12 protein-coding genes, 1 tRNA gene and 1 pseudogene are annotated in these 13684 nt (G+C 31.6%); 2 read left to right on the forward strand and 12 right to left on the reverse strand.

Annotated elements, in window-relative coordinates:
• Positions 1-144: 144 nt before the first annotated feature.
• On the reverse strand, positions 145-522 hold the full coding sequence (locus PHR76_RS08435) for a GreA/GreB family elongation factor (protein ID WP_300060945.1): 378 nt from the start codon (positions 520-522) through the stop codon (positions 145-147).
• Between the two features lie 689 nt (positions 523-1211).
• Positions 1212-1540, reverse strand: a pseudogene (locus tag PHR76_RS13180) (DUF1810 family protein).
• Positions 1541-1865: 325 nt separating this feature from the next.
• On the opposite strand from PHR76_RS13180, the gene PHR76_RS08440 reads away from it, so the two are divergent.
• Entirely contained in the window at positions 1866-4865 is a 3000-nt protein-coding gene (locus PHR76_RS08440; RefSeq protein WP_300060947.1) for an ATP-binding protein, read from the forward strand.
• A gap of 349 nt (positions 4866-5214) precedes the next feature.
• Here the strand turns inward: PHR76_RS08440 and PHR76_RS08445 are convergent, their stop codons facing one another.
• The 9 genes from PHR76_RS08445 to PHR76_RS08485 all read right to left on the reverse strand — a co-directional run bounded on the left by PHR76_RS08445 (position 5215) and on the right by PHR76_RS08485 (position 11055).
• A complete protein-coding gene (locus PHR76_RS08445; protein ID WP_300060949.1) occupies positions 5215-5766 on the reverse strand; it encodes a hypothetical protein in 552 nt (183 codons plus the stop codon).
• Positions 5767-6022: 256 nt separating this feature from the next.
• On the reverse strand, positions 6023-6304 hold the full coding sequence (locus PHR76_RS08450) for a hypothetical protein (protein ID WP_300060952.1): 282 nt from the start codon (positions 6302-6304) through the stop codon (positions 6023-6025).
• A 117-nt stretch (positions 6305-6421) separates the two neighbouring features.
• Positions 6422-6700 carry a hypothetical protein gene (locus PHR76_RS08455; RefSeq protein ID WP_300060954.1) on the reverse strand — a complete coding sequence of 93 codons (279 nt, stop codon included), beginning with the start codon at positions 6698-6700 and terminating at the stop codon, positions 6422-6424.
• Positions 6701-6884: 184 nt separating this feature from the next.
• Positions 6885-7430, reverse strand: a complete 546-nt coding sequence (locus PHR76_RS08460) for a hypothetical protein (protein WP_300060956.1) — start codon at positions 7428-7430, stop codon at positions 6885-6887.
• 101 nt (positions 7431-7531) lie between these two features.
• A complete protein-coding gene (locus PHR76_RS08465) occupies positions 7532-7726 on the reverse strand; it encodes a hypothetical protein (protein ID WP_300060958.1) in 195 nt (64 codons plus the stop codon).
• Positions 7727-7729: 3 nt separating this feature from the next.
• Complete coding sequence (locus PHR76_RS08470) at positions 7730-8299, reverse strand: hypothetical protein (RefSeq protein ID WP_300060960.1); 570 nt, start codon at positions 8297-8299, stop codon at positions 7730-7732.
• A gap of 152 nt (positions 8300-8451) precedes the next feature.
• Positions 8452-10296 (reverse strand): hypothetical protein, encoded by a 1845-nt coding sequence (locus tag PHR76_RS08475; protein ID WP_300060962.1) that lies wholly within the window; start codon positions 10294-10296, stop codon positions 8452-8454.
• A 31-nt stretch (positions 10297-10327) separates the two neighbouring features.
• Positions 10328-10477: a hypothetical protein gene (locus PHR76_RS08480; RefSeq protein ID WP_300060964.1), complete on the reverse strand. Its 150-nt coding sequence runs from the start codon at positions 10475-10477 to the stop codon at positions 10328-10330.
• The gene (locus PHR76_RS08485) at positions 10474-11055 is read right to left on the reverse strand and encodes a DUF6155 family protein (RefSeq protein WP_300060966.1); all 582 of its coding nucleotides are present in this window, start codon (positions 11053-11055) and stop codon (positions 10474-10476) included. The genes PHR76_RS08480 and PHR76_RS08485 overlap by 4 nt, the downstream gene beginning before the upstream one ends.
• A gap of 1024 nt (positions 11056-12079) precedes the next feature.
• Between PHR76_RS08485 and PHR76_RS08490 the strand changes: the two genes are divergently transcribed.
• Positions 12080-12164: transfer RNA gene (locus PHR76_RS08490), tRNA-Ser, on the forward strand.
• A gap of 237 nt (positions 12165-12401) precedes the next feature.
• Here the strand turns inward: PHR76_RS08490 and PHR76_RS08495 are convergent.
• Positions 12402-13541: an ATP-binding protein gene (locus PHR76_RS08495; protein WP_300060967.1), complete on the reverse strand. Its 1140-nt coding sequence runs from the start codon at positions 13539-13541 to the stop codon at positions 12402-12404.
• Positions 13542-13684: the final 143 nt, after the last annotated feature.

The raw sequence follows: 13684 nt of genomic DNA on the forward strand, positions 1-13684 counted from the left end.
GCGGTATAATAATCATTGGTAGCTGTTGTCTTTGAATTCAATTGTTTTCAAATTCTTTCTGACGGCTTCAAGTTGAAAACGGGAGATATACTCAAAAAAAAAGCCAGAATTATTAATTAAATTCTGGCTTTTTTATAAAACACATTAGTCTAATCTTTCTACATTCGTAATTTCGAATTGCTTTTCTTCTTCGCCAAAATTCCATTTCACTACATCTCCGGTTTTATTTCCTACCAATGCTAATCCCATTGGACTAATGATTGATTCGGTATTGTTTTTTTTCTTCGCTCTAGCAGGAGCCACAAACGTGTAAATTTCTTCTTCGTTCGTCTCTAAATTTTTAATATTTACTTTCGAGTCAACCGTAACTACATCTAAAGGTAGATTTTTACGCGTAAGTTGCTTTGCCTTTTTTAGTTGTAATAATAAGGTTTCTTCTTCTAATGGAGTTACTTTTTTTCTTCTAATTAAATCTTTAATTAAATCGTAAATTCCAGTTGTTAATAATATTTCTTGTGTCATGAGTTGTTTTTTTGTACCAATCATATGATGCTTTTTTTACAAAATACCCAAACCATCATCCTTTTTTTAAAAAAAAAATTGGAATAAATGACAAAAGGCATCAATAGCGATTGATGATTAAAATTATATAGGATAAAATAGAATGGAATCAGAAGATTTCCCTGTCTTGGGTTTGACAGGGATTATTTTATAAACTCTTTAGAGCATCTTAAAAAGGAATCATCGTGAAGATAGGTCAACGAAAAAGTAAGCTCGTTCACTTTATTTTCACAAAAATAGCGTTGGTAATTCATTTTTTTATAATAAAAGACTAAGGTACAAAATATTACCAATTTCCAAAAGTTTTTAACAATTCATATAGAAATACAAGTTGATTTGTATTGTTTAAGAGTTTCTAAAAGCTCGTTTTGGATTCTGATTATGTTTTTGCCAATTTCTACAATAAGGTCTGTGGATATACTATTTTAGCTTCCAGTTAAAGTTAAGAATAAAATCTTATTTTTAACATATGAAACGAAAAAGAAAAATTTATATATCTAGAATTCCCTTTTTGCCATTTTGTGTTGTATTTAAATCAAAAGTAAATTAGTGGTGTGACAAAACGTGTCGTTTTAATTTATTTTATACGTTTTGGATGAAATCACTAAACAAATTATGAAGATTACTATTGTTAAAAAAAATCATTTATTTTATATCATTTTTAAGGTTTTAACATCTAAATTACCTTCAAATAATTTCTGTATAATTTTTTTAAAAATGCAATTATTTGAATCATTTAACATTGAAAAAAGGGTCATGCATGATTTAAGTCTTTTATCGTCAGGACTTCCAAAGATTATTTTGGGATTACTTTCATTCCGATTCAGGAGTTCATTTGTAATTTTCTTTAATCTTGCCCCTAGAATGGGGTAATTAAGGTATTCTTTGTCTTCGTTCAAGTCTTTTATTCCAAAATTCACGCTGTTTCACTTAGTCCAAGTGCTTTTAATTGTGGAAAAATATACCACATCCAATCCATTGGAACAGGTTTTCATCCAGAGCATGGAAAACCTTTGCGTCCGATTACGGATTATATGGTACAGAAATATGTGAGGAAGCTTAAGGATTAAGCTATAAATTCTAGGAATCTAGTAACTCCCAAAGGTTTTCAAATACTTCTAAAGTTATCCTATCAGTTGTTTTTGTCATATTGAAAATTGACTTTCAACTGTTCTAAACATCTTCGAGTAATCAGTAAAGACTTGATTAAATCTTGAATAAGAGCAGAAAGTTCAATATATTTGATACTATTTATTTGTTAAATAGGTTATACCCTTCCGAAGGACAATGGCAAAACTCTTGAAATGAGCAACAGAAAAATCACCACAATTTTAGGCAAAGCCATTAGAGAAGGGAAGTATTTGAACATATACTACAAAAACAAACAAGGGGAAACCAAACCCTTCTGGATTTGTATTTTAGATATTTTCGGTGATGATAAAATGGTGGTGGACATGTTTAATGTCAACAAAGATGAGCCTATTCTCAAATGTACGCTTTCGATATCCAGCATTCAATCGGCTGAAATTCTGAAATTCTCCCACTATGATGTGCCTGAGAAATTAATAAAAAAGCTACAGGAGGACGAAAGTTTATTCGTTTATGAATTTGACCGATACAATAATGCGATTTTAAATTATTATTTAGAATGTTACAAAGCCAACAGCGACCCTTTTTTACATCAAGCCTATTTATTGCCAGAGATTGATTTGACAGTACTGACTCAGCAAAGCCCGTTTCAATTATCAATTGAACAACAACACTACCTCCTCAAAGAAATTTACCACAATGAATACAACAAGTTTCAGGAATACAAATTGGCCCTAAGTGAATTTTCTATTGATATGGCCTCCAAAGGTAAGTTTGTAGTAGCCTACCGGGAGTTGACATATAATCCGGTAAAGATGACTATTCAAATCAGTAAAGGCACACACTTTAACCCCAATTTTTATATCAAAGATGTGAAGTACGCTTTATCATATTATACCGATATGAGCACAGCTGATTTTGAAGATTTCTACCTAAGCGACCCATCTACGACCATTGAATGGTTAAGTGAAAATTTTAAAGTAGGTGAATTACCCAATACGCGACCCGAAGTAGTCGTCTTAGGGTATTCTAAAATTGATATAGCTCCGGTGTTTGATCAAATCAATACCGAACAACAAAACAAGGAAATGCAAATTCCGTTGAAAGCGTTTTTTAAAAATGCATCCTTATTAGACCGAAAAAACAGAAAAGAACCCCACATCGTGTTGTACGATAAAAATGTGAACATTGACCAGTTACGAACCATCTATAATTCACTCAAATATCCTATTACGTATGTGCAAGGTCCTCCCGGAACTGGAAAAACACAAACCATTTTAAACATTGTCGTCAACTGTATCACCAATACTAAAACCATACTGATTTCTTCCAATAACAATATTCCCATTGATGGCATCAAAGAAAAATTAACGTTAGGAAAGTACCGCGATAAACAAATTGTTCTTCCCTTCATTCGGTTAGGAAACAAACAATGTACGCTAGAAGCTTTGCAAACTATCAAAAAACTGTATGAATTTGAAACGACCGATGTACCAAAAGAATCGCTTTTGCTCAATCTAAAGGAAAATTCAAAAGAGCGAAACAAACAATTGGTGGAAAAGTTACAGCAGTATGAAGAACGAACCGATTTACAACAGAATCTTGAATTTATAGAAGGATTGTTGTCCAGAGGTGATTATTATTTATTGAAATTAGAAAAAGAAAAACTGGAAGAGAAATTACATTCTATACCGGTAACTAAAGAAGAAGATGTAAAAGGCATTTTTGAAATCATTGAAGGGAATTACAAGTTACTTCAATTTTTCTACTTTGAATCGTTAAAGTACATCAAGCGTTTAAAAACGAAAGACTATATTGAATTAATTGAAATTCTCCACATTGAGGAAGAAAATGAACAAATTAAAGAATTTAATAATTGGTTGAGCGACGATAAAAACATGGAAAAGTTTACCAAAGTATTTCCAATTATTTTAACCACCAATATCTCCAGCCGCCGGTTGGGACAAAAGTTCAAATTTGATTTATTAACCATAGACGAAGCCGGACAATGTGATATTCCAACCAGTTTAGTGCCTATTTCTAAATGTAAAAACATGGTCTTGATAGGCGACACCAACCAACTACAACCCATTATCCTGTTTAATGAGCACAAGAATGATAAACTGATGAAGCAGCTCAACATTGATACGGATTACAGTTACTTCCATCACTCCATACTGTCGGCCTATAAAAAAATGGACAGCATTTCAAGGGAAATTTTATTGAGCTATCATTACCGCTGTGGGAAAAAAATTATAGAGTATTCCAACAAACGCTTTTATGAACAACGTTTAAACCTCTCGGCTATCAAAGAAAATGGGAATGTTGAATTGCTTGTGGTGACCAATGCCAACCAAAAGTATAAAAACGCACAACTGGAAGAAGCCATTGAAATTGTAAAGTACATCAAGAACAACAAGTTGACCGATGTATTCATTCTTACTCCGTTTAGAAACCAAGAAGAAGTACTTCAGCATTATGTGACCCAAGCCAAAGAAGCCGGAGTGATTGCTGATTCCGTAAGTTGCGGCACCATTCACAAAGTGCAGGGCCAAGAAAATAAGACCATCATCATCTCCACTTCCCTTTCCACCAAAACCAGCCGAAAAACCTACGATTGGATTAAAAACAACAGCCAATTAATAAACGTGGGCATTACCCGAGCTAAAGAAAACTTGATTGTCGTCACCGATTTAAACGCAATTGATGTTTTATCGCGTAAAGACGATGATTTGTATGCCTTAATTGACTATGCCGCCAAAAACGGTACCACTCACGTTACTCAAAGTGCAGTGAATAAATTAACCATTGGTTTTTCCAACAATTCCAAATTTGAAGATGAGTTTTATAAAACCATGCAACATTATTGTTCGCTCAAGGATACTCGTTTCAGGCGAAATGTAAAAGTGGTGGACATATTTCCGGAGGAAAAAGACAATCCGTTGGTAAATAAAAAGGAATTGGATGGCGTACTCTTTCAAAACAATCAACCCAAAGTGGTCTTTGAATTGAATGGGCAAGAGCATTATCACCACAAAAACACCATGAAATCAGATGCTCTTAAAATGGAGCTATTGAAAAAAAAGCAGCTCAAATTGCTGTTCATTCCCAACCAATATGTGAAACATTATGAATTTATCCGTGAATTAATTAATAAGTTTAATGGTGATGTGTACCAAAGAACCTTATTTGATAATTACGATAGTAGTCATTGAGAATTGAGGAGAATGTTTGTTTAGCATTTTATTTCAGTTTATAACGAAAAATAATATTCTTTACTGTTTTGTGCCATCAATTTTCCTCTCAAAACTAGAAAATCTTGATAATCATCAATTCCCATTTCCATAATTTCAAGAGGCACACAATTCGCTTTCAAATTCGCTTTCTATTCCTGAGCGTTTGATAAACCACTAACCAATCGAGTATCAGAATCCATTTGTGACACAATTAAATCAAAATACTCTTTTGGGTGAAGGGCAAAGTAAGAGCCATTCGCCGAGCAGAGTACTATTGGAAGAATTGGGATAGCTTGGGGCTTTTCATAGGAAGACTTTGCGGAGGGAGTTACTCCATTCCTATTGTCATCACAATTTGGTTGTTACTTTTTGCCCGTTTGTAGTCTTCATTGAGTATCGACGTTATTCCCGAACCGAGCGTAATTCTGGTTGGTTTAAGAAATCCGTCATAAACAATTTGGTTATTAAAAGGTAAAATGGTTGCCTCTACTAGAATTGGGATACGATCAAAAAAATGGTCAAATCGGTCGCCTAATGCTTTTACTTCATAAAACATGTTGCTTTTTGTGTCGATGAAAATGGCGTGATTTTTCAAACATTTAAAAATGATGAAGTCACTGCTAATTGACGTATTAAAACCTCCCAATATTTTGATTTGTTCAGTCGTTAATTCGTCAAAATGGGTCGAGATGTAATCATCCAATAATTCTTTGTTGTCTAGAAAATAATTGCGGCAGTTTAATTTTACGCTAAAGTCTGTTTCTACAAAATCAGTAAATTCCATTTTTTTGTCAATTATTTTACTTTGCTGACCAACGAAAAAAAGTAATCTAAGATGTGCTTCTAAAAATGTTTTATATTCTATGTTTGTAAGTGTCATTTACTTGTTGTTTTTTTAGTTTTTAATGCGAACTGGGATAAATAAGATATCTTATTTTCTTTTCTATCACCACTTCCTTTCCTGGCTTTGTCCACTCGACGATAGGAGATAGCTCATTATCTTTTTTTATTTAAAAAGTATCAATCTGCGAATCAGCGGTGTATTTTAAAATGTTGCGGCTAAGTCAGAGACGCCGAGCAGTGTGCTGTCAAAGAAGACTTTGGATAGCAGGGTTAAAAATATGGGGGAAATAGCATCATGTATTTTTAATCTTCCCAAACGCCACCTCATCACAAAACCCCATTAAATAAAAATCATCAAGTTCATCGGTCTTCCATTTTCCTTTTAGATATTTAAAACCATATACCCGCCTTTTTTCATCATCATGATTATTAAAGACAATCTCCAATTGGTCTTTGGCTTTAAAAACCATCGGCATATCAAAAGCATCTCCTTCATTCAATCGGTTTTCTAGTATGATTTTATTGATTTCAAAATCGACCTCCATCCAGTCGTTGGGCATCACAGACAGCCCCATAAGGATCTCATTTTTATCCTTATTCCGTCGATACAACGCCCAATAGTGCTTCAACTTTTCAGTGGAAGTTGCTTTGCACGTACAGAATTTTATGGTAGAGGTTATTTTACACATAACTTACGCTTGATCATCTAAATAATCTTGCCAAATTTCCTCCCATTCTTTTAAATAAGCCATCGCAGAGTCATAACTATAAAAAGTTTGTTTTGCAGTCTCATTAAATTCTTGCTTCTCAAGTTCTCCTGTCAACGGGTGTCGAATATAAGCATACCGTGTTTTAAACTCTATCGTTAAGGTATGAGGTGTGCTTTCTTCAAAAATATTTAAGTGGAACGATTTGATGGTCGATAATTCAACACTTAATCCAGCGTGCGTTATTACTCTTGGTGCATTCATTTTTTTTTATTTAGTATTCTAACTATTATCCACAATCCCAATCTCCTGTTCACTCAACACATACAACGCATAAACCATAAAATCAATCTCTTGCTCTAAAACACTCGTGGCTGGTGAAAGTTTTTTATTTATAAACTACGATTAAGAAAATTGAAGTTAATAGTTGAATTAAAAATTTGATGAATTACTCTCTATAACCCTCATAGATTACATAATGTTGAGACCATTTTTGTTTGATTTTAATATAATTTTGATTGTATTCTAAGATACACAATCTAAAACCCGCATTGGGTGATTGAGTCACTGTTTTGATGCAATTACTACCATCTTTAAAATAAATTATTGGATATATTATTTTTACAATCGTGTATTTATAATCATAAACCCAAGTTCCTCCCAATAAAGCTCCAACAGGTTTTTCAATTTTACGAACTCCGGATTCATCTGTATAAATTCTAAAACTCAAACTACCGAGGGAAATTGGTTCAAGGTCTTCTATCTCTTCAATTTCGGTTATATTTTCTCCAATACTATCTAATTTTGTCCTTCTTATTAAACGCCAACTGCCCTCAACTTCATCAAATCTTGTTGAAACACTATTGTCTTGACAATCGCATATTAAATCTGGTTCATTTGTAGGGTCATCGGATGACGTACATCCTGATATTATAAATAAGGCTGTACAAAAAACTAAGTTTGAAATTCTTCTTTTTTTAAATAAATTTTTCATGGTACTCTTGTATTAATTAATCACTTTTTGAGTTTATCATCTAAAGATGTTCTAAAATTTTCGTTTTTATTTTTTACTGTTTCGTTTTTCCCATAATCTAACTATTCACTACAATCAAAATCCCTCTCCTTCAACCCATACAATTCACAAACCTTTTCAACACTATAGTTAAAATCTTTCATATCCAAAAGAGCCAACTTAACTTTAATCGCTTTCTCACGTTCAGCACTAATACGAAACTCCGAATGCATTAAAGCAGTCAGTTCATCCCTGTCTTTTGTTTTCTTGTTTCCCATTTTCTAACTTTTAAATAAATCTGAATAATTAGTTTTTACCAATTCGATTATTTGTTTACTTACTGATTCGCTGACAACTCCACCAACAACCATTTCAGAAAGTTTACCAATAAAAATTTCAGTCCAATGTTTCTTATTCAAAAAATACAAATCTTTTAATTCCTCAAACTCTTCAAACAAATCATTATAAGTTACCTCTTGACCAAGTTTTAAAGTATTTAAATTTTCTAGAATTTTTTGTAATGTTTCATTAATACTAGTTCTTTCTTCTTTATTAAAATCAATTGGAGTAAGTTGCAATTCTAAATCTTCAATTTCTTCTTGTAAAAAGAATAAAACATTTTCATAGAATTTGTTGTAGTCACAATTTTTTAAATCATGACATACTTGTAAATGAGTCTCGTATTCAATTTTTATTATTTTGATGAGATGATTTACAAACTCAATTTTATGGGGTGTTTTTCGATATTCAAAAAGTTGATTTCGTACTTTAGAAATAAAGTTTTTATATAAATCACCCGTATTTAAATTGTATTCTAAAAACTCTTGTGCTTGCTTCTGAATTAAATTCATTTTTTAAATTTACTTTATCTCCCCCGATAACTATCCCATGAATCCTTTCGTGTGGTCAATATTCCTTCTTCTTCCCTTTCTTACTATAAACGTATACTTCTCATACGGCTCATCCAAAACTCTGCTCCGCAAATATCTCCTGACATTACAATCTACTTACTCAACGCCTTTAAAATTCTTTCTTCGCTAATTACAATATCTCTAAAAAGGACATGAGGGAATTCTTGATATTTTGAAGTTTTAAAACCATTAAAAATTTTAATTAAAGTTGGAGCAGTGATAAGTGATAAATTCATTTCTGTATCCATTTCACAGTCATAAATAAAATCATCACTAAACTCTGGAGCAACAAGTAGAATTTTCAAAATTCTTAAATTGTTTTTTAAAGCAAGATTTTGATATGATTTAAGCTGTCTAGAAACTGAGCTAAATTTGTTATATCCTTTTTCTTTAATCGTTTTACATTCAACAATGATGATTTCATTATTATTTAAATTTAAAAGGATATCCATCATATCATTTTGAGTATTCAATTGAGATTTTAATTTTTCATCAATATTGAAACCCAATCCCTTAAAAATAATCTTAGTTAATTCTTCAAATTTTAAACCTATCTCACTCTCTTTAATAATAATACCGTTTTCTTTTAAAACATTTAAATTTCGATAGGCTACATTTTCAAAATTTTCTAAATAAAGATTTTCTACATCTTTATAATGATCAAGGATATTCAATAAATCATCACCACGTTGTTTAATCTTATTGTCTTTTATAAATTTTGACAAATCTTGTTTATTAAGTAAATCTAAAATATCACGTGGTTTGATATTATAATCAAGTAATAAACTTGCAATTAAAACATATTCATCTTGCAATTCAAATTGTTCTTTCAGTTCTTTATTCAACTTTGGTAATGATTGATTTAGTTCCGTCAACATTTTATCAAAACCGTCTAACGAGATACCTACTTTCTCATCTTTTTCAACATTCTCAAAATATTCAATAAGACTTTTAATTTTATCTTCTAAAGTGTTTCCTTTCAAATTAGGAATATTTAAACCTTTCTCACAAAGTTCATTAAGTGTCTTTTTCTTGTCAGTAAGACTCATTCCTTCTTTATAAATGTCATTTGATAATAACCCTGAAAAAGAAATACCCTCTTTTATTATTCCCTCAATTTTTTGACTAACAGTTAATTTTTTATCAATATTATGGCTTTTAGCAATTTGATTAATTACTGGTTCTCGAAGCAATTTCAAAGTACGACGATAAAATTTATCCGCTATTTCTTTTTCTCTTACTCGTCTTAGTAAACGAACCATTTCATCTGCCACATAAATTGTATTATCCTTTTTAGAATAAAAAACAACACCTAGATTTTTCAAATTATTAATTACATCTAAAATATCGTATTTTTTAATAGGTAAAATAGAATAATTGATGAGTTTTATTTCCTCCTGCGATAAACCAAGTTGTTTTGATAGTGTAAGTATAATAGATAATTCATCAGCGGTTATTTTTGCATCTCTGTTATTCGTTATATCATTATTATATGCAGTAAATAAACATGATTTATAGATTTGATAATCTCTTTTTCTAGTCTCACTGATTTCAGATTTTTCATTATCTAATTCTATATTAAGTAATTTTATTTTATTTTTCAAGTTTTTGATTTCGTTCTCATACAAACGAGAAAACCAATCTTGTTTCATAATGCAATTTCCATCACGAATAATAATATCAATTAGAATATCTAATTGAGAATTTGCCTCTTGAAATTCACTTACCAAATGATTTACAAATTCATCTGAAATTAACTCGAAAATATTAGATATGTTTTGACTATCTACTGTTTTAATAGTTTTGTCTGAAGTATTTAATATCTTTTCTATTTCTTTAGCGGTCTTCGGTTTTTTGGAAATGATATTGTCTATTATTTTTATAAAAGAGTTCTTTTCTAGCGAACCAAGTTTGTCTAATATTTTTTCTAGTTTCATATGTTGTGTTATTTATTCAATTGGAAGTATTTTAACGTTTTGCAGCTACCCGAAGGGCGGGACTTTTACCACAAAACTTGATTTGAAAAACTAATGTTTGATTAACCAAAAAACTGTCTTTGGAACACGAAACCCCGCCTTTTGGGTAGGTGCTGTTATAGCCAGTGGTTTTCTTCGTCATTGTCCGCCAAGTTTAATGATTTTTACTTTCTCTTGTTGCACTGATTTTTCGTCTGTGTCGTCCGAATAGTAAGCGAAAAAGTCAGAATGAACGTCACCTAAATAGTCGTGAAAGCCCCAACCAATGCCACTTGTGTCGCTAACAACTTTACCTGCTCGGTCTGCAAACTTGTTAAGCAAGTTTTCTTTTTTCATAAGTGTCAATGCGGCAACATAAGTTGTCTCCATACTTGAATAAAAACCTTCGTCAATGTCGCCAAAGTCGTTGGTAAATTTTACACCTGTCTCAACGTAAAACAGCATAAGGTCTGCAAGTAAGTCAGAGGAAGGTACTAGTTTTTTGAAGTCGCTGATTGCTTGTTTGCCGTCTTTGAGTTTGTAGTTGTAACCACGCTTTGGGTAAAACGCTTCAAAAACTTTGTCACGATATTTTTCAAAAAGTTCTCTCTCGTTGGGGTTTAAGTAAAAGTCAAAAAACTCTTTTACTGATTTGTTCTTTTTATACAAGTCCGCAACAAGGTCAATGAGTTTGTCCTTGTCGAGTTTTTTGAGTTCTTTTTTTAAGTCTGTCAGTCCCATATTTTTTAGTTGTTACGGTCGTCCTACCATTGGCTATAACTTCTCAAATATATACTATTCTTACAAATAATTAAACAGGCATTTCACCACTTTTTACAAATATAAAGGGCTTAGTATTATTTATTTTACGGTTTTCCGCATTCTCAATAAAAATTCATAGAAGTTCATCCCACCGATTGGCAAGAAGTTGTTTTTGGAATCACTAAAATCGTATAAATAGGCTTATTTCAAAAAGATATACTACAACTGATTTTGCTCCCTTTAGGGATGGGGGTAAACAAAATCAGCAGTCACCAAGTTTTTTTCTTTCCCCTACCCTAAAGGGTGGAAAAAAAGTGTCAATTTTTTTCTTTCCCCAACCCTAAAGGGTGGAAAAAAACTGTAGTTCAAACAGATATTCTACTGAAAATTACTCCCTGATTTTGCTCCTTTTAGTGTTGGGACAAACAAAATCAGCAGCAGTCACCATGTTTTTTTCTTTCCCCTACCCTAAAGGGTGGAAAAAAATCTTATTTCAGACAAACATCCTAATGAAAAACAACTCCCTGATTTTGTTCCCTTTAGGGCTGGGGTAAACAAAATCAGTAAAGAACCCCAACTGAAAACCAAATAACCACGAAATTTCTCAGCACCTTAGAACCTTAGCACCTTAAAAAAATGAGCTACCTCCTTTGTCGACATGACAAACTACGAGAAGATTGTGATGCAAGAAAACAAAATCAGTATATCATCAAATGCCATTACAGTCCCCCTTCTTATACCCCTCATTTTATAACCCTGTGCTTAGAGTAAAAAGAGAACTAAAGTTACTTTGATGACTTTCTCACGACTGTTCCTTAAGAAATCTCCCAATTTATTCGTTGAAACCCTTTTCGAGGGTATTAATTTAAACCAGAAAGATTCTGATAACGAAAGGTTTAGTAAACCTTTAAAAAAAAGTCGGATATTTAGTGATAAATCGTTTGTAGAAACAAAAAATCATTCTATATTTGCACTCGCAATCATAAAATGATTGTGTTTTATTGGAGAAATGGCAGAGTGGTCGATTGCGGCAGTCTTGAAAACTGTTGACTGTAACAGGTCCGGGGGTTCGAATCCCTCTTTCTCCGCAAAATTAAAATCCTAACGATTGATTATCAATTAGTTAGGGTTTTTTATTTGCTAAAAATCCCCACATTATCCCCGCATTTTTTGTGTTTTGCAAAAATATGTTTTTAAATTAGTCAATTTGTATTATGTGTCTAAGTTATATTTTGAAGAGTTTTATTTAGCATTCTGATTAAGATTTCTAAAAAGTTTATTAAAAAATGAAATTAATATTTCCACTTTTTATGATAGTGTCATTATTATTTACCCCATTTATCAATACAATATTTTGCAATATCTTCAATATCAGTATATGGCTCGCAGGATGTAGTTAAACGTACATAAAATTCTTTGCCTGATTGTCCATTTATGAAAATTGGATAGGTTTTACTTGGAAATACTGTTATAACAAAAATTTCCTTTTCATCAATTGTTACAAACTCACCGTTAATGTTACCCGAAATTCCTTTGAAATAATCTCTTATCAGTTTATCTATTTGTAAAGAAAAATAATCTCTATGATCTTTCCCTTTTGGTTGAGCTAGGGAATAATCATCTTGTAAGCCATTAATGGTTTTATCATCACCAACACCTATAAACAAAAAGCCTCCATTAGAATTTAAAAATGAACAAATTACTTTAGCAATGATATGCCTAACAAACATTCTATAGCCACTTGTATTACCTACTTTGTCATAATAATATAAAAGAGATGGCTTGAATTCAACCTGATTTGTTTCACCTCCTTGAATTAATTCTTCATATGTAATTGAAGTTTTTGTATCATGAGCAGATATGTCACCTTCTTCATCTAGTTCTTCATTTGTTAGATAAACATCATAGCCAGTCCAATCAAAAGGAGTTTTCAAAATATCATTGGGTTCCGTTATGTCACCATCAGCATCATAGAAATTAATTGTTTCCTTATAGTTTTTAAAATCATAACCAAAATAGTTATAATACCAATATTCGTGATTTAGACCATCCATAAATGATTGTGCCGAAGTACCACCATATTGAATACCGTGTATTAGATATTCATCTCCAATTATATCATTATAAATTTCATCTTCAATTGGATTGTCAATGACTAAGTAAACACCTATACCATTGCCATAACTGTTCGGAAAACCTTTACTAATCCCTTCAATTTTAGTAATTATTCCAGAATCTACAAAAGAAATAATATCTTCCCTTGTTTGTTTGTCGGAAACGTAGGTTTTATTAATACCCTGAAGTAATACGTCTATATAATTTTGATAAAAATCAAATGCTTGTTCTCTTGCTATTATTGGATTAGTATTTACAAATTTCTCATTGATTTCAATAAAATCAATATTACCGTCTTCAATAAAACGAATTAGTTTTGCCTTAACTATGTAGTGTATAGATACCTCCATATTATTTTTTTAAAAGTGGATATACTAATTTAGCTTCCAGTTAAAGTTAAGAATAAAATCTTATTTTTAACCTATGAAACGAGAAAGAAAAATTTATGATGCAGCTTTTAAGACCAAAGCTGTGCAACTAAGCAACGAAAGGG

Origin of the sequence: Flavobacterium sp. (genome assembly GCF_028689845.1) — a bacterium.
In the GTDB taxonomy this organism is placed as follows: Bacteria; Bacteroidota; Bacteroidia; order Flavobacteriales; family Flavobacteriaceae; genus Flavobacterium.